The sequence below is a fragment of the Streptomyces chlorus genome, assembly GCF_042655885.1.
In the GTDB taxonomy this organism is placed as follows: Bacteria; Actinomycetota; Actinomycetes; order Streptomycetales; family Streptomycetaceae; genus Streptomyces; species Streptomyces chlorus.
Map to the genome: position 1 here is coordinate 1 of NZ_JBHSOA010000129.1, position 17,083 is coordinate 17,083.

Annotated in this window: 11 protein-coding genes; 1 reads left to right on the plus strand and 10 read right to left on the minus strand. The window is 71.6% G+C overall.

Annotation, left to right across the window (positions count from 1 at the left end):
• Positions 1-397: 397 nt before the first annotated feature.
• Together ACFPZI_RS34230 and ACFPZI_RS34235 are read right to left on the minus strand one after the other, a co-directional pair.
• Complete coding sequence (locus tag ACFPZI_RS34230) at positions 398-625, minus strand: hypothetical protein (RefSeq protein ID WP_381371060.1); 228 nt, start codon at positions 623-625, stop codon at positions 398-400.
• Positions 622-1,335, minus strand: coding sequence for a DsbA family oxidoreductase (locus tag ACFPZI_RS34235; protein ID WP_381371061.1), 714 nt, complete (start codon positions 1,333-1,335; stop codon positions 622-624). The genes ACFPZI_RS34230 and ACFPZI_RS34235 overlap by 4 nt, the downstream gene beginning before the upstream one ends.
• A 553-nt stretch (positions 1,336-1,888) precedes the next feature.
• On the opposite strand from ACFPZI_RS34235, the gene ACFPZI_RS34240 reads away from it, so the two are divergent.
• The gene (locus tag ACFPZI_RS34240) at positions 1,889-2,824 is read left to right on the plus strand and encodes a hypothetical protein (RefSeq protein ID WP_381371062.1); all 936 of its coding nucleotides are present in this window, start codon (positions 1,889-1,891) and stop codon (positions 2,822-2,824) included.
• A 264-nt stretch (positions 2,825-3,088) separates the two neighbouring features.
• Here ACFPZI_RS34240 and ACFPZI_RS34245 read toward each other — a convergent pair whose 3' ends face one another.
• The 8 genes from ACFPZI_RS34245 to ACFPZI_RS34280 form a co-directional block, all read right to left on the minus strand.
• Positions 3,089-3,244 carry an IS3 family transposase gene (locus tag ACFPZI_RS34245; RefSeq protein WP_381371063.1) on the minus strand — a complete coding sequence of 52 codons (156 nt, stop codon included), beginning with the start codon at positions 3,242-3,244 and terminating at the stop codon, positions 3,089-3,091.
• Positions 3,245-3,440: 196 nt separating this feature from the next.
• Complete coding sequence (locus ACFPZI_RS34250; RefSeq protein ID WP_381371064.1) at positions 3,441-6,254, minus strand: helix-turn-helix transcriptional regulator; 2,814 nt, start codon at positions 6,252-6,254, stop codon at positions 3,441-3,443.
• 481 nt (positions 6,255-6,735) lie between these two features.
• The gene (locus ACFPZI_RS34255) at positions 6,736-7,860 is read right to left on the minus strand and encodes an IS701 family transposase (protein WP_381371065.1); all 1,125 of its coding nucleotides are present in this window, start codon (positions 7,858-7,860) and stop codon (positions 6,736-6,738) included.
• 206 nt (positions 7,861-8,066) lie between these two features.
• Positions 8,067-11,036, minus strand: coding sequence for an AAA family ATPase (locus ACFPZI_RS34260; protein ID WP_381371066.1), 2,970 nt, complete (start codon positions 11,034-11,036; stop codon positions 8,067-8,069).
• Between the two features lie 192 nt (positions 11,037-11,228).
• The gene (locus tag ACFPZI_RS34265) at positions 11,229-11,546 is read right to left on the minus strand and encodes a hypothetical protein (protein ID WP_381371067.1); all 318 of its coding nucleotides are present in this window, start codon (positions 11,544-11,546) and stop codon (positions 11,229-11,231) included.
• Between the two features lie 14 nt (positions 11,547-11,560).
• Positions 11,561-11,944, minus strand: a complete 384-nt coding sequence (locus ACFPZI_RS34270; RefSeq protein ID WP_381371068.1) for a transposase — start codon at positions 11,942-11,944, stop codon at positions 11,561-11,563.
• Between the two features lie 33 nt (positions 11,945-11,977).
• A complete protein-coding gene (locus ACFPZI_RS34275; RefSeq protein WP_381371069.1) occupies positions 11,978-12,262 on the minus strand; it encodes a hypothetical protein in 285 nt (94 codons plus the stop codon).
• A 219-nt stretch (positions 12,263-12,481) separates the two neighbouring features.
• A complete protein-coding gene (locus tag ACFPZI_RS34280) occupies positions 12,482-17,080 on the minus strand; it encodes an amino acid adenylation domain-containing protein (protein WP_381371070.1) in 4,599 nt (1,532 codons plus the stop codon).
• Positions 17,081-17,083 lie beyond the last annotated feature (3 nt).

A 17,083-nucleotide genomic window follows, 5' to 3' on the forward strand; every position in this document is an offset into this window, starting at 1 on the left:
CCGGGCACGATCAGCGCCGCACCGAGCCCCTCCACCAGCCGGGCCGCAACCAGGAAGGGGGTGACTCCCCGCTCGCCACGCCCTGCCAGAACCTGACCGCCATCACCGACGGACTGCTGCAGTCCGCGCAGCGCGACGGAACCGCACGGGCCTCGGTCCAGGCCGACACCCTGTTCCTCTCCGCGCTGCCCCTGGCCTGGGCCAAGAGCGCGAGAACTGCTGACAGCGCCTCACTGGAAGCCTTGCGGGCGCATGGAGACCGGCCATGCGAGCGGAGCCGACCGTCGGCCGTAGCCGGCCTGCGTGATCCGCGCCGCCGAGTGCTCCAAAACCGTCCGGCCGGGAGCCGGTCGGACGGTTCCGGGGCCCGGCGCACCTTGTCGCGTGCGTGCCGACGTCAGTCCGTCGGCCGCCCCTCGGCGGGACCGGGCTCCCCCACGCCCGGCAGGACGCATGCACCGTCCGCGCAGTAGCCGGCCGTCTCGTCGCCCAGGAGCTGGAAGCCCTCCGGCCCGGGCGGCAGCGGGCGTGACGCGACAGCCGTCTCGGGTGCTTCCGGGGTGTTCGAGCGTTCCGTGTGTTCCGGGGTTGCCGCGCCCTCCGGGGTTCCGGGGGCCGGGCTCATCGGCGGGCTCCCGCCGGGGCCGCGCCCCGGGCCGGGCTCTGCGAAGGCTCCGGATTCTGCGCACGCTCCTCCGTCACGCGACGGAGGGCGCTCGCGAAGGTTTCAGAGCTCTGGGCACCCGATATGCCGTATTTACCCTCTATGACGTAGAAGGGAACGCCCTGAATGCCATAGCGGCGGGCGGTGTCGATGTCCTGCTGGACGGCTTCCGCGTGGGTGCCGGCACCGAGTGCCTCGCCGAGCTTCTCCGGGTCCAGGCCCACCTCGGCCGCCAGCGCCGTGAGCTCCTCGGCACGGCCTGTATGGCGGCCCTCCTCGAAGTAGGCGGCGAACAGGCGCTCGACCAGTTCCAGTTGCTTGCCCTCGGCCTTGGCATGGTGGAGCGCCTGGTGGGCCAGGAGGGTCTTGGTGTGGCGGACGGCATCGAAGTCGTAGTCCAGTCCCTCGGCGGCGGCGAGCTCCGTCACATGCTCGAGCATCTGCGCGACCTGGGCCTTGGGCATCCCCTTGTGCCTGCTGAGGAAGTCGACCTCGCTGCCCTCGAAATCGACCGGGGTGTCCGGCGCCAGCTCGAAGGAGTGGTACTCGACGGTCACCTCACCGCCGAACTGCTCGACCGCGCGCTCGAAGCGGCGCTTGCCGATGTAGCACCAGGGGCAGGCGATGTCGGACCAGACGTGCACGGAGATCGGGGATGCAGGAGTAGTCATACGAGGTTCAATCAATGCGGCGGTCTTGAAATTCCGGTCGCACCCTCTCGCTCTGTCGTGTCGCCAGGACAGCCGCGTCCCACCGGCGCCCTACGCGTCCCGGAGATGTGGCGCCGGCCACAGCCGATGCGCCGATGCTCTACGCCTCTGCCCCCACACGTGTGCCGAGGTCGGCCCGTCGCCGACGAATTCGGGCTCCTGCCATGCGGGCTGGCGCTGCCGGGCTCCGGGCTCCGGAGCCCGGGGGGGGAAGCTCGCCGGTCGGGGCGGGTGGCGGTGACGTCCCGGCCGATCAGCTCCGGTGACGGGCGGCCCTGGTCAGGCCGCGGCGTCCGGCGCGCCGGGTGTTCCGGCGATGCCGTGCTCCCGCATGACCTGTTCCGCCCGCTTGCGCCTGAGCGCTCCTCGGCACCGCCGACACGGTTGCCGAGCGGTCCCATGAGGCGATGCCCGTGCTCGTGCAACTCGTCAAGTCCGAGCCCTTCTCGCACGACGGTGAACTCTGACGGGAGCCCGCCCGCGGTGCCTTTCGGAGCGTGTGTCACCATCGCTCTTGAAGCGAACGCGGCTCCACGAGCGGCGCGTTGGCACATGGGGCATCCTCGCTCAGCCGGTCCTGGACGAGACCGGACCGCTCGGCCCGACCGGTCCGGTCGGCCAGGAGGCCTACTGCGAGGACCTGCCCGCGATCAACGAGATCTCCGGGCAGCTCCAGGCCGGCGGCGTGTACGGGCCTCTCGGGCCCGCCGGCCCCCTGGGCGTCTACGGACCGCTCGGGCCGCTCGGGCCCCGCGGGCCCATGGGCGCCCTCCTCGACCCGGCCGACGGCCGCTACTTCGACGACGGGGAACCGGTCACCGAGGTCGAGGGTGCGGCACCCTGGGGCGGTGGACAACGACGCATGTACGAGCTCGTCGAGACGTACCCCACCGGCCGCGCCCGCGCCGCCGGCGTCGCTCTCGACACCTCGTTCATGGCCACCGACGTCGCGACGCCCGGTTGGCCGACCGAGTACGCCATGACCTCGGCCGAGGACCAGTTCGTCACGGTAACCGTCGTACCCGACCGAGGCTTCGCCGACCTTTCCTGCATGCTCGACGCCTACGGCTTCAACCCGTGCGGCGTCTACCCCGCCCTGACGGTCTTTCCGAACGGAGCGGCCGTCGACACCGAGGACATCCTGATTCGCAACGCCTTCCATCTGCCCGCGAACTGGAAGACACCTCAGGAGATCGCCGACCTCTACACGGTGGAACTGCTCGACGGTGCCGGCAATGTGGTGGCGGAGTCCAGGGCAAGTCGGTATGTCAATTGGCTTCAGATCAAGGTGCCCGCCGGATCGGAGCTGACAGCGCGCGTCGCCCTGAACTCGACCTGGGCCGAAGAGCGGACGGCGGCGAAGTACCGTCTCGTCGTCACCGGATCCACGGACTGGATCGATTCCGTCGGGTTCTCGGGAGCGCACCAGGCAGGTCCGGGCCCCCTGTGAACGGCGCGGCAAGGCGTCAGCCGTGACTCCCCTGCGGTTTCGTGATCTGTCCAGGAGCCTTGACCCGGGAATCCTGGACATGGGCTATGCGGCTGGGGCCAGGGTGGTTGCTGTTGTGCCGAGTGCTGTCTCGTAGGCGATGGGACTGCGTTGTCCGAGGCTGGAGTGGCGGCGTCGGGTGTGGTAGCGGTGCAGCCGGCGGAAGAGGTCCGCTGCCTTCGTGGCGGCCGGATCCGCGGTCGTGGTGCGGTGCTTCCTGTGCAATCACAGCCCGGCAAGACCGATGGCCTGCATGAGGCGGGCGACACGCTTGTGATCGATCCGCTCGCCGTTCTCGCGGAGTTCGGCGGTGAACCTCGGGACCCGGTGGGTGCCGTCCGGGCTGTGATGGATCGTGCGTATCCGTGCGGCGGGCTTCACGCCAGCCGCCCGGTGAGCCGCTACCTGGAACTGCTTCCTCCGGGACCTGTCGCCCCAGCATCGGGCTGTCCGGCCCGGAGGGGGAACTTCAGCCGCTCCCCCTCCCTGGCCTGCCCCGCGCCCCGCGAGGCCCGACGAACCCCGCGAGCCCCTATGAGCCTGCGGGACTCCGCCCGCATCCTGCTCACCGCGGCGGTCAGCACGCCTTGGTGCGCTGTATACGTCCCTCCGCCAGCGGCTCCTCATACGCGACGAGCCGCTCGGGCAGATCGGTGCGCCGTTTGACGTCCAGTTTGCGGTAGACCCGGGTCAGGTGCTGCTCGACCGTGCTCACGGTGATGAAGAGCTTGTCGGAGATCTGCCGGTTGGTGTGCCCCTGCGCGGCCAGCACCGCGACCCGCCGCTCCGCCTCGCTGAGGACGTTGTCGTCCGTCTCCCGCGGCTCCTCAACCGTACGCTTCGGCTCCTTCGATGCCGGCTCGCGGCGGACCGGGCGCCGCTTCACCGCGGGTACGCCGGTGTCCCGGGTGAGCTGGTGGGCGCGTCGTACGAACCGCCGGGCGCGGGTGGAGTCGCCGGCGTGCTGGAGCATCCGGCTGGTGTCGTTGAGCGCCCGGACCAGATCCAGCCGGTCGCCGCAGCCCTGGAGCAGGTCAACCGCCTCGGCGAGCATCTTGCGCCGGTGGTCGGCGCCGACGGTGGCGGCCAGCAGACGCAGCGCGCGGCCGCGGGTGCGGTCGTCGATACCGGACGGACGGTCCAGCTGCTCCTGGAGGAGCTGGGTGGCGTGGGTGCGGTTGCCCATGTCGAGCTGGACGCGGGCCAGCTCCAGCCGCCACGGCGCGAGACCGGCGATGTCCATGTCCCAGGACTTCATCAGCTCGCCGCAGCGCCGCAGATCGGCGATGGCGGAGGTCACCCGGCCCGCGGCGTGGTGGTGCCGTCCGCGGGCGGCCAGGTAGTGCACGCCGAGCGGGGTGTGGAAGGTGCCCGCCGGGACGGGGTGGGCCAGCCAGTGGTCGGCGTCGGCGAACCGGCCCGCCTCGGTGGCGCAGCCGACGAGGGTACCGAGCGGTCCTCCGACGGCCACCCCCCACGCCTGCTCGGGGATGTCCTCCAGCGCCGCCCGGGCCTGCTGCTCGGCGACGCCCAGGTCGCCCAGGCGCAGCGCCGCCTCGGCGCGAACCGCGCGGACGATGCCGCGCAGCGTCGGTGCGTGGCGTACCGCGGGCCGCGCCAGGAGCGTGTCGCCCCAGACGGCGACCCGGACTGCGGAGCCCGACCAGAGCAGGGCCAGCAGCGGCGCGGTCAGCAGGCCGAGCGCGCCGTCGTCGGCGTGGTGCCGCTGGAGCATCTGCTCGGCGGCCCGCACGTCGTTCCCGAGCGCCGGCGCCAGCGCGGCGTCCAGGACGGACACGGCTTGCAGGGCCGGCCGCACCGCGCCGGGCGCGGTCGCCTTGTGGCCCGGGGTGTCGGCCGCCTCGCGGACCAGGTCGGCCTGGGCGGGGTGGGACAGCGCGACCAGCAGCCGCATCGCCCGCGACCGTCCCGCATCCGATCCGTAGAAGTCGTCGAAGGTGCCGCCGACCGCCTTCACCGCCTCGTCCACCCGGCCTTGCCAGAGCAGGTACGGCACGGCGGACAGGGCGGCGCTTGTCGACCAGCCACTGGTGCGGGCGGCCTCCGCCAGCTCGCCCAGATGGCCGTTGACGGACAGCGGGTTGATCTGCCAGCGGGCGCTGACCAGCATGGCGGTGGCCTCGATGCGCTGGTCGGGGGTGACCTCGGCGCGGGCGACGAGCCGCAGGAACGCCGCCGCCATGTCGGGGCGGCCCGCGGAGAGCGCATTGTCGGCGGCCTCTTGGAGCACCGGCACCACCCAGGGGGCATCCATCCAGGCGGTGGCGACCAGGTGCTGGGCGACCTCGCCGGCCTCCGCGCCGTGCTCGTGCAGCACCTCGGCGGCCCGCTGGTGCAGCCGCCGCCGCTCCTCGGCAGGCATGTCGGTGAGGATCGAGTGCAGGATCCGGGGATGGCGCAGCTGGTCGGACTCGGTGAGGCCGACACCGCGCAGCACCCACATGGCGGGCGCGGTGGAGTCCGGCGGTACGTCGAGGAGTTGGCCGAGCAGTTCCGCCGACACCCCCCGGTTGAGCACCGCGAGCGCCTGCGCGACCCGGCGCACACCAGGCTCGTGCCGGTACAGGCAGCGCAGCACCGCCTGGTCGAAGGCGTCACCGGCGGCCGGGCCCCGGCCGCCGGCGCGCTCGTCGATGAGGGCGCGGGCGAGGAGCGGGTTGCCTCCGGTAATGCTGTGGAACCGATCGGCGGCCTCCCGGGTCACCGTCTCGGTCTCGCCGCCGGCGTCGCGGTCGACGAGGCAGGCGATGGCGTCGGCGGTGAGCGGGGGCAGGGTGAAGCGGGAGAGGTAGGGCTGGCTGAGCAGTTCGGCGCGGAAGAGGGGGTGGGCGGGGCGCAGCATGGACGCCTCGGCCAGCACGATCATGATGCGGGCGCGCCGCAGCCGCCGGGTCACGTACAGCAGGCACTGCAACGACGCGGCGTCGGTGTGGTGGACGTCGTCCACGGCGATGACCAGGGGGGCGTCGTCCGCGAGATCCACCAGTGAGGTGTAGACGCCGTGCAGGAGCATCGCCCAGTAGGCGCTGCCCGCCGGGGGCTCTTCGGGTCTCCCGGGGGCCTCGGAGAGGCCGTCGAAGGCGCCGCGCAGCAGCTCGTCGATACGGGCGGCGGCCTCGGGCTCCAGCAGGGCGCTGTGGAACAGCTGCCCGATCACCCCGAGGGGGAGTCCCTTCTCCGCGGCCGACCCGGCGGCCCGCAGCACCCGGCCGCCGGCGCCGGCGGCCCAGTGGCCGAAGGCTTCCAGCAACTGGGTCTTGCCGCTGCCCACAGTTCCGGTGACGAGCACCACATGTCCGCGTTCCTGCTTGTGGCAGGCGCGGAACGCCTCCTGAAGCCCTGTCAACTGTTCTTCTCGCTGTACCAGCACCGCGTATCAGCCTCTCTGCCTGCGATGCCGGCAGCGGGATCCCCGTCGCACCATCGCCGCCGCCAAACAGTTTCGACCTCACCGACCGGATCAGGACAGGAAGGCAATCGAATCCGGGCGGCCGCAGCCGCGGCCCCGTGCGTATGACCTCCGTGCCCTCTCGATCGAACACGAGTCTTTCACTAGGGGAAGTTGTGCCACAACGCTCGCAGGACCCCATCAGTTTCTTCACAGCTGTCAAAAACGGTACGGGCAGTAGGGGTTGCACGTGTCCATCTGGTGCTGCAACGGTGCTTGTTCCGAGGGGTGGGCAGTTCTCAGGGGCTGTGCCCGCGTCGTCCGCGGTGGCCGGTGCGGGCTCGGCGGTGCCGTTGCCCGCGCCGGGTGGACCGGTGCGGGTCCGCGGGCGGTGAAGCGGGGATCAGGCGTCCGGCCCCGGCGGGGCCGGGGTGGACGGGCGGGGAGGATCCGTTTCTGCTCTCTACGTGTCCAGTTGACGGGCGCGCAGGACGGTCAGGCAGGCGTGGACGGACATGGCCAACGTCATGTGGCGGTACCAGCCCGGGTAGCGGCGGACCTGGTAGTCGTCCAGGCCGCACTCCTGCTTGGCGCTCCGGAAGCACTCCTCGATCGCCCACCGGCTGCCGGCGACGCGGATCAGCTCGTCCAGGGTGGTGTCGGCGGGACAGTAGGCGATGTAGTACGAGATCTCCTCGGGCCGGACGACGCTGCGGCGGGCCAGCACCCAGTGTCGGCGGTCCTCGCGGTGCCCGGGCCGGACCTCGACGCGGGCCCAGTCGTGGACGGACCGGCCCTGGGAGTCCTCGCCGCCCGAGCGGCGCTTCCACTTCTGCCGCGGCAGGCCGGGGAACAGCTCGTGGACGGGGTGGTCGGTGGCCCAGCGGGTGACGACTGTGTCGTGTCGGGTGGTGGCCATGACGTGGAAGACGTCGGCCTGCTCCAGCTCGGACCGCCAGCCCTCGCTGCAACCGTAGGCGGCGTCCGCGGTCACCCACCGGAACGGGATCATGTCCGTGATCGCGTGGCGGACCATCGCCCTGGCCAGCGCCACCTTCGTGGCGAAGCCGACGTGGTCGTCGACGCCGGCCCTCCGGCACCGCTCACGGTCGTCCGTCCAGGAGGTGGGCAGGTACAGGCGGCGGTCGATCAGCGTGCGTCCGCGGGCGGTGGCGTAGGCGAGGAAGACACCGATCTGGCGGTTCTCCGCCCGCCCGGCAGTACCGGAGTGCTGCCTCTGCACCCCGGCCGAGCGCACCCCCTTCTTCCGGAAACCGCTGTCGTCCACGATCAACGCCGCTTCCGGATCACCGAGGTTGTCCACGACGTAGTCACGCACGTCGTCCAGGACCTCGTCGGCGTCCCACTCGATCCGGTTCAGCATCCGGTGGATGCGGTCCGGACCCGCGTGACCGGCCTCCTCCGCCAGCGTCCAGCCGTTCTTCCGCCCCAGCGGAGCAATCAGCCCACGCATGTAGGCCAGCGCCGACTCCCTCGGCTCCGACCGGTTGAACCGGTGCGCGAACCGCTCGTGCAGAACGTCGAGTTCACCGGCCCACGGCCCGACATCGGCAAGATCCCAACCCATGACCACACCAACAACCGATCTGTCCGACAGTCACGGCAAGCACCGTTACAGTACTAGGGGATCGCCGTGACGGTCTCTCCGCGGTCGGGAGGAGCACGTCCGAAGTCGGGTAACGCTTCTGGGACATGGGTGCGCGGCCCCTCTCGCCGGCCGCGGATCCTGCTCCCGGACGGCCCGCAGGCCGGTGCGACCCGGGGCGCGGCGGGTCAGCCGTCCTCGGGGTGCGGCCCGGCGGGGGCGCCGCGGGCCTGTTCGGAGTCGGTCAGGTGCAGCCGGACGGCGAGTTCGGTGCGGGAGGTGATGTCGAGCTTGCGGTAGATCCGGGTCAGCCGCTGCTCGATCGCGCTCACCGTGAGGAACAGCCTCCCAGCGATCTCCCGGTTGGTGTGCCCCAGCGCGGCGAGTTCGGCCACCTCGACCTCCTCCTCGGTGAGGCCCTCGACCGCGGCCGCCGCCTCCCCTCCCCCGCCGCCGGAACGGATCCACATCGCGGAGGTGCTGGGCCACAGCGCCGGCAGTCCGCAGTCGTCGGCGAGCCGGTACGCCTCCCGGGTGAGCGCCCGGGCCCGCCGCGGATCACCGGCCAGTTGGTGGGCATGGCCCAAGTCGATGACGCTCTGCGCCAGTTCGCCCCGGTCATGGCCGCCGCGCAGCAGCCCGACGGAGGTCCGCAGTCGCTCCATCCGCGCGGCCCCCTCCTCGGTTGCGGCGAGCACCCGCAGCGCGACACCCCGGTTGCGGGACTGGCCGGGCGGCACCAGGTCCAGCTCCTGCCGAGCGAGCCGGGCGGCAGCCTCGCGGCGGCCGGTGCGCAGCAGCACCTGCGCGGTCTCGGTGCGCCAGGGCAGCAGTCCCGGCAGGTCCAGCCGCCACGACTTCATCAGCCGGCCGCAGAGCTGGAAGTCCGCCAGCGCGTCCTGCGGGCTGCCGGCCGCGAGTGCGTACCGGCCGCGTGCCTGGAGGTACTGCAATCCGAACGGTGTCTCGAAGAGCCGCGGCGGCAGCGGCACCTTGAGCGTCCGCGCCGCCTCCTCCAGATCGTTCATCAGCACCAACGACCGGATCCGCACCCCGAGCGGGACGCCGACGAGCACGCCCCAGGACTTCGGCGGCAGCTGGGCCAGTGCGGCGGCGGCCAGTCCGGCGGCGGCGGGCAGGTCACCGCGACGTTCGGCGATCATCGCCCGCCCGGTGGTGATCAGCGCGGAGGGGGTCCGCTGGTGGTACGCCGGCACGCTCGCGACAAGGCGGTCGCACCAGGCCGCGGCGGCGTCCAGCCGGTCGGCGTGGATGAGCGCGGCCAGGACGCAGCCGGTGTTCCACTCGTCGTCGGGACCGAAGGCCGCCAGGCCCCGCTCCGCCTCCTCGACGACGCCGCGGGCCCCGTGTCTGAGGACCGAGCGGAGCGTGATGAGGCCTCTCACCGCCTGTTTGGCGCGGGCCCGTTCCAGCGGGTCGCGCAGCAGGGCAACGGGTATCGCGCGTCCGGCACGAGCGCCGGGGTGAAAGGCGGTCAGCCAGCTGCGGGCGCGCACGAGTACGGCGGCGCCGTACGGGTCGCCGAGTCCGGGCTCCCGGGCGAGCCGGTCGCCGAGGCCGGCCACCTCGCCGGGGTCGGCGTGCGCGAGGAGGTACGGGATGGGCGCGGCGGCCTGCCGGCCGCCGAGGTTCCCGGCGTGGACGGCGGTGGTGAGCCGGGTCAGCCGGGACGCGGCGACACCGGGGTCCAGGTACCACTCGGCGCGGATCAGCGCCGAGTTGATCCGCGCGAGCAGTGCCGCGTCGTCGTGGCAGTCGCGGTTGGCGCGGCGCAGGTAGCGCAGTGCCAGGGGCACGTCGCCGTCGGTAAGGGCCTGCTCGCCGGCGTCGAGCAGCGTCTGCACCATCCACGGCTCGGTCCGGGTGTGCGATGTCATGACGAGTTGCCGGGCCACCTGCTCGGGCGGCGCGCCCCGCTCGTACAGCAGGGAGCCGGCCGCGCTGTGCAGCTGGGCCTGCTCCTCCGCGGTCATCGCGTCGAGCACGGCCTGGCGTACGGCGGGATGGCGCAGCCCGTGGTCGTCGACGAGTCCGGCGCTGGTGGCGGGGCCGACGACGCGCGGCGCGCCGGCGTTGCCGGAGCCGGTCAGCTGCTGGAGCAGGCCGCTGCCCGGGGACTCGCCGGTGATGGCCAGGGCCTGGGCCGTCTTCAGCACCAGTTGCTCGCACCGGTGCAGGCAGCCGACGACCGCCTCGCGGAACGCCTCCCCGACCACCGGCCGCCGCCGTCCGTCGGCGGGTTCCGCAGCGGGCTGGTCGTCGATGAGCGCATGCAGCAGCGTGGGATTGCCGTCGCTGACTCGGTGGCACTCCTCGGCCAGGGCGCGGGCGGCGGGCACGCCCAGCCGGGCGGCGAGGACATCGTAGGTGCCGTCGGTGGACAGCAGCGGGACCCGGATCCGGCGTGCCCGGGTGGGCCGGAGGAGTTCGACGCGGGCTGCCGCCTGCCAGGGCACGGTGCGGGTGGGCTCGGTGAGCACGATGAGCATGCCGAAGCCGCCGGCCCGGCGAGCCACGTGGTCCAGGCAGCGCAGTGAGGCGAGGTCGGCGTAGTGGACGTCATCGACACCGATGACGAGAGGGCCCTGGGCGGCGAGTTTCAGCAGCGCCCCGCCGATCGCGGCGGTGCTCGCGGAGGAGGACCGCCCCTGCCGGCCGTCGGCGTCGAACCAGTGGGCGGCGGCCTCGTCGAGCAGTTTCCCGATCCGCTCGCCGTCCTCGTCCCCGGGGGGCAGGCCACCGACCAGCTGGCGTACAACCTCCAGCGGGACGGAGCGCTCGCCGCGCGAGGCGCCGGCGCCGAGGAAGCGCGCGCCGCTGTCGGCGGCCTGCCGGGCGAAGGCGTGCAGCAGGCTGGTCTTGCCCGCGCCGACCGGACCGGTCAGGACGGCGACCGGCGGTTCCACCGGCGGGACGCTGGGTGACCGGAGCAGATCGCTGAGCCGGCGGTTCAGCGCGTCGAGTTGGCCGGAGCGCTCGGTCAGCATCGCCCGCACCGCCTCGGCGCACGCGCGGCGCGGTCGGTGGCGGCACTCGCTCTTCGTCCGTGCGACCGCCGGGCCCCCGGTCGCGGTCGCGAGCGGGTTGTCGCAGTCGCTTCCGTCGCAGCCGACGCCGCTCCAGCGGCATGCGCACACGCCGATCCTCCTCCGCCAGCCCCGTCATCGCGCCGGCGTCCTGTCCCCGGATTCCGTCTCACCCTCTAGCATGATCTTTAACCTCGTAAGTCGAACATGCCCTCGTACTTGATCACTCGGACTGGCAACTGCCTTACGTGAGGGTGAACCGCTCCGGGTTCGTCAGAGGTGATGTGCCCAGCTTATGTAAAGTCAAGCCGCTGGACTCCAGGCGATCGAGGGGGTTGTCCTCGGTTCGGACTCGACGGGCGTGGGCATGCCGAGCGCGGAGTGCCGGCGTTGCCGGTTGCGGAAGATTTCGAGGTACTCGAAGATCGCGTTGGCCAGTCCCGGACGGGTGCGCCGTCTGCGGCGGTTGAGGAGGGAGCCGTGCGAGGCTGTGTGGATGGTGGTGATGGCCCCCGGCAGCCACGCATGCCGCAGGAAGCGGGGTGAGGGCGGGCGGGAGCGCCGGGCGTAGTAGCCGGACTCGGAGACGCTGAGCACTCTCGTCGCCGTCTGCACGGACATGCCCTCGCAGGCCATCAGCGCGACGGCCTCGAAGCGTCTTCCGGGGGCACCACCTTGCCCATGAGTTCGGTTGCCCGGCGGTGGGCGGCCGGTTCCGCCTCCAGTTCGGCGATCCGTCGGCGTGCAGTTACGGGTTCGACTCGATCCTCGCGGGTCGGTCCGGGCAGTTGCCCGATGTCGATGAGGTGCTGACGGCGCCGGACATGGAGCGTCTGTTCGCTGATGCCGAGGTGGTGAGCGATCTGCCGGACCGGCCGGCCGGCATTCACGAGATCGAGGACCTTGCGCCGGAACTCGGCCGGGTGCCTACAGCGCTGCCATGACTCTCCGAGTGGTGCGGCCTGCGCACCCTCCCAAGTGGTCGTTGGAGAGCCGCTGTGTCGCGACGGGCAGGGCACGACTGGGACGGTGCCTCGATCGGCTGCAGCTCGTCAGCTCGCCGACCTGGCACGGGGATGGTCGAGCGGCTGGTGCCGGACGGGCTGTGGAAGATCTTCCAGGACGCGGCTCCGGAGCCGCCGGTGCGCACGCAGGGCGATGGTCGGCGGCGGTGTGACGACCGTGTGCCACAGGTACCGCGTCTTCCCGTTGACCTTGATGAGCGCCTCATCCGGATGCCGTTCGTCGCCGGGGCGCGGCCGCCGGCGGCGCAACCGCGTCGCGTGGACGGAGCCGAACGCGGCGCACCGTGCCCGGACCGTCTCGCAGGAGACCACGGGGCCGCGTTCCAGGAGGAGTTCCCCGACCTCCCGGCGGGAGGTCGGGGAACGGTGATACGGCCACGCCGCGTGACCGGTTGCCTCGGGTGGAGACCGGTGCCCCTGTACGACGGCGTCGGTCCGCTCTCCCTCCGCAGCCTCTCCTCACGACGGTCTACACCAAGATCACTTCACGGTCCGGGCCGAACCCGGCAACGCCTCCTGGAGGAGCGAGCGCTACCTCGCCGGCCGCTGCCGCGGGTCGAGCCCGAGCTTCGCGCTCAGCACCTCCCCGAGCGACTCCAGCACGCTCGTGTCCCGCAGCATGTCCTCGTGGGCGACGCCCGTCGGATGCTCCTCGACACGCCCGTCCAGATACGGGTCCCACATGTCGAGGGAGACGTCCATGCTCTCGTTGTGCGTCCCGGTGAAGAACACGGCATCGCCACGGAAGACGGCGGGAACGTACCGCTGCATCAGCAGGACGTTGTTGACGTAGACCTCGAAGCGATCGCGAATCTCCTCGTCGCGCAACTGCGAGACCGGACCGCCCTCGGCGCGCACACTCTCCAGGTAGCGTGAGAAGACCGGCTCGACGCCGCCTTCCAGCTCGGCCTCGTCGACGTCGACCCCGGCGGAGCGGAAGTTGCGCGCCATCAGCCGGTACCTGTCGTCCTTCGGCCTCTCCTGGTCGTTGGGGTAGGCGTCGACGAGCACGAGCAGTTCGACGCTCTCGCCCCTCCCCTGCAGCAGTGTCGCGATGGCGTAGGCGATCTGACCGCCGAACGACCAGCCCAGCAGCCGGTAGGGACCGGACGGCTGAACCCTGCGGATCTCGGCGAGATAGTCGGCGGCCATCTCCTCCATCGTCGCCGGGAAGCTGCCGCCCTCGGACGGCCTGCGCGCCTGCAGGCCGTACAGGGGCAGGTCGGGCGGCAAGTGCTTCAGCAGACCGCCGTAACACCAGCTCAAGCCCGAACCCGGGTGCAGGCAGAACAACGGCGGTTGCGTACCTCCCGCGCGCAACGGCAGCAGCGTGGCGAAGGCGTCCGTGGCATGGCCGGCCAGCAGCTGTGCGCAGAGCCCGGCGGGAGTCGGCGACTCGAAGATGTCGCGGACGGTCAGTTCCACCCCCAGCGTCGACTCGATCCGGCGCAGCAACCGGATCGCGAGCATCGAATGGCCGCCGAGCCGGAAGAAGTCGTCGTCGACCCCGACCCCTTCGACACCGAGCACCTCGCCGAACAGCTCGCACAGCAACTCCTCCTGCGGACTGCGGGCGGGCGTCGCTACGCTCGTCGACACCATTGTGGGCTCGGGCAACGCCCGGCGGTCGAGCTTTCCGTTGGCGGTCAAGGGGAGTTCGCCGAGGAAGACCACGGCGGACGGCACCATGTAGGACGGCAACCGGCCGGCGACGTGCTCGCGCAGGGCTGCCGCGTCTCCCTGCTGTCCGCGCGCCGGCACCACGTACGCGACCAGCCGGGCCTCGGGCCCGGACGGCGGCGGCACGGCGCACCGGGCGACGCTGTCGTGCGCCAGCAGCGTGGTCTCGATCTCGCCGAGCTCGACGCGGAAACCGCGCAGCTTGATCTGGTTGTCGGAACGGCCGAGGAAGCTCAGTGTTCCGTCCCGCCGCCACTCCACGACGTCACCGGTGCGGTACATCCGGCTGCCCGTAGGACCGAACGGGTCGGCGACGAAGCGTTCCGAGGTGAGTCCCGGGCGACCGAGGTAGCCACGCGCGACGCCGGCGCCCGCCAGATACAGCTCGCCCGCGACCCCGACCGGCACCGGCGTCAACCGGTCGTCGAGGACGTAGACCCGGGTATTGGTCACGGGCGTACCGATGGGGGCGGTGTCCGGCCAGTCCGTCACCGCATCGGGCAGGACGCAACCGGTGGTCACGTGGGTTTCTGTCGGACCGTAGTTGTTGTACAGGCGGCGATCCGGCTGCTGGGCGAAGAAGGCGCGGACGTCGCTGCTCACCGTCAACGCCTCGCCGGCCTGCACGACCGTCCTCAGCTCGGGCAGTTCGACGTTCTCCTCGAGCGCGGCCGAGGCCAGCGAGTCGATCACCAGTTTCGGTGCGAAGAGCTCCCGCACCCGGTGGTCGTGGAGCCAGCGCGCCAATGCGCGCGGGTCGCGGCGCACGTCCTGAGGGCACACCACGAGCGTCTTGCCGTACAGCAGCGTACCCACGACCTCCTGGACCGACACGTCGAACGTCGACGCCGTGAACTGCGCGGTGCGCGTACCGGGTGCCGCACCGAACACCTTGCGGTGCCAGCGCGCCAGGTTGAGCACGCCCCTGGCGGGCATGACGACGCCCTTCGGCCGGCCGGTCGAACCCGACGTGTACAGGACGTAGGCGGGGTGCTCCGGCACCATGCGCCTCACTCCGTCCTCGGCGCCGAGGTCGTGGTCCGGCAGCGCGAACAACGCACGGACCACGTCCGGCTCGTCCAGGGCAACCAGCGGCGCCTCTCCCGCGGGGACACGCTCGGCGAGGGCGTCGACCGTGACGGTCAGCGTCGGACGAGCCTCGCCCACGGTCCGGGCGTTGCGTTCCACCGGGTGGTCCGGGTCGAGCGGCAGATACGCGGCGCCGGCCTTCCAGCTCGCCAGGATCGCGACGGGCAGCAGTTCGGTACGGCCCACGGCCACGCCGACGACGCTTTCGGGGCCGACGCCGTGCTGGATCAGCAGCCGGGCCAGCCGGTTCGCGCGGGAGTTCAGCTCCGCATAGGACAACGTGACGTCGCCGCTGATCAGCGCCTCGGCCGCCGGAGCCGTACGGACCCGCTCCTCGAACATTTCCGCGAGAGTCTGCCGGGACTCATCAACGGCGGTGGCGTTCCACTCCACGAGCAGCATCTTCCGCTGCCGCTCGTCGAGGACGTCGAGTCGGCTGAGCGGACGCTTCGGTGACCGCACGATGTCCGCGAGAAGCCTGGACAATCCGCCGACGAGGGCTTCCACGGTCTCCCTGTCGAACAGGTCCGCGCTGTACTCGATGCCCCCCGCGATGCCGCGCGGGCTTCCGTCCTCCGCCCGGCGTTCGGTCAGCCCGAACAACAGGTCGAACTTCGACGCACCGGAGCCGGCCCGCTCGGGTGTCAAGGTGAGCCCTGTCGGCACCGCCACGTCCTGGTCCATGTCCGTGTGCAGGTCGGCGATGTTGTTGAACGTGAACATCGTCTGGAAGACCGGATGCCTGGACAGCGACCGGGGCGGATTCAGCTCCTCGACCAGACGCTCGAACGGCACGTCCTGGTTCCGGTACGCGGCCAGGTCTGTCGCCCGCACCCGGCGCAGCAGTTCGGTGAAGGTGGGATCGCCCGAGAGGTCGGTCCGCAGGACCAGCGTGTTGACGAAGAACCCGATCAGGTCGGTGAGCGCCTCGTCCGTGCGCCCCGCGATCGGGGTCCCGATCGGGATGTCCGTCCCGGCCCCGAACCGCGACAGCAGCGTCGCCAGAGCCGCGTGCATCACCATGAACACGCTGCAGCCGCTCCGCTGGGCGATCTTCACGATGCCGGCGTGCACGTCGGCGGGGATGTCCACCGGCACCCTGCCGCCGCGGTTCGTGCCGTGGACGGGCCGCGGACGGTCCGACGGCAGCGACAACTCGTCGGGAATGCCGTCCAGCTGGTCCATCCAGTAGCGGATCTGCTCGGAGAGCACGCTGTGCGGGTCGTCCTCGAAGCCCAGAACCTCGCGCTGCCACAGCGTGTAGTCCGCGTACTGAACGGGCAGAGGCGACCAGGTCGGCTCGTTCCCCTCCAGCCGCGCACAGTACGCCGACGTCACGTCCCTCAGGAACGGTCGCAGTGACCAGCCGTCCCCCGCGATGTGGTGCAGCAGCAGGACGAGCACGGACTCGGTCTCGTGCAGCCGCAGCAGCCAACCCCGCAGCGGTGGTTCCTGCGCGAGATCGAACGCGTGGCGCGCGACCTCGGTGAGCGCCTCGTCGAGGCATCGCTCGTCGACGTCCGACACCGTCAGTTCCGGAACGGCCTGTCCGGGCGGCAGCACGATCTGGACTGCCCCGGCGTCGTCCTCGGCGAAGACGGTGCGCAACGCCTCGTGGCGGACGGACACGTCGGCAAGGGCGGCGCGCAGGGCGTCGGCGTCCACCGGGCCGTGCATCCGCACAGCCATCGGAATGTTGTACGTCGGGCTCGGCCCCTCGAACCGGTGGATGAACCACAGCCGTTGCTGCGCGTACGACACCGGCAGTCGCTCGGGGCGGGGAACCGCCCGGACCAGAGGCGCGCGCGCCGGGCCGGACCGTTCCAGCTCCTTACCGAGTCCCGCCACTGTGGGCGACTCGAACAGTGCCCGGACCGACAACTCGACGTCGAGCACCCTGCGGATCCGGCTGATCAACCGGGTGGCGAGCAGAGAGTGCCCGCCCAGGTCGAAGAAACTGTCGTCCACACCGACCGCGGGAACCCCGAGGACCTCGGAGAACAGCTCGCAGAGAATTTCCTCCTGCGGGGTGCGGGGGGCTCGGATGGTGGTGTGGTGCCGCAGTTCGGGTTCGGGCAGCGCGGTTCGGTCGATTTTGCCGTTGGGACTGAGCGGAAGCTCGTCGAGCGTGACGACGGCGGCGGGAATCATGTAGTCCGGCAGCCGGGTGCGCAAGTAGCCGCGGACGTCCGGATCGGTGCCGTCGGCACCGGACACCACGTAGGCCACCAATTGGTGGCTGCCGGGGCGGTCTTCCCGGGGTATCACCACGGCCTGTGCTATTTCGGGGTGCCGGGCCAGCGCGGTCTCGATCTCGCCGAGTTCGATGCGGAAACCGCGTATCTTGACCTGGTCGTCGATCCG

Bases quoted from the DNA above. Each gene is read 5' to 3' on its own strand.
- ACFPZI_RS34230 (WP_381371060.1), bottom strand. From the start codon at position 625: ATGAGCCCGGCCCCCGGAACCCCGGAGGGCGCGGCAACCCCGGAACAC.
- ACFPZI_RS34235 (WP_381371061.1), bottom strand. From the start codon at position 1,335: ATGACTACTCCTGCATCCCCGATCTCCGTGCACGTCTGGTCCGACATC.
- ACFPZI_RS34255 (WP_381371065.1), bottom strand. From the start codon at position 7,860: ATGGGTTGGGATCTTGCCGATGTCGGGCCGTGGGCCGGTGAACTCGAC.
- ACFPZI_RS34265 (WP_381371067.1), bottom strand. From the start codon at position 11,546: ATGTCCGTGCAGACGGCGACGAGAGTGCTCAGCGTCTCCGAGTCCGGC.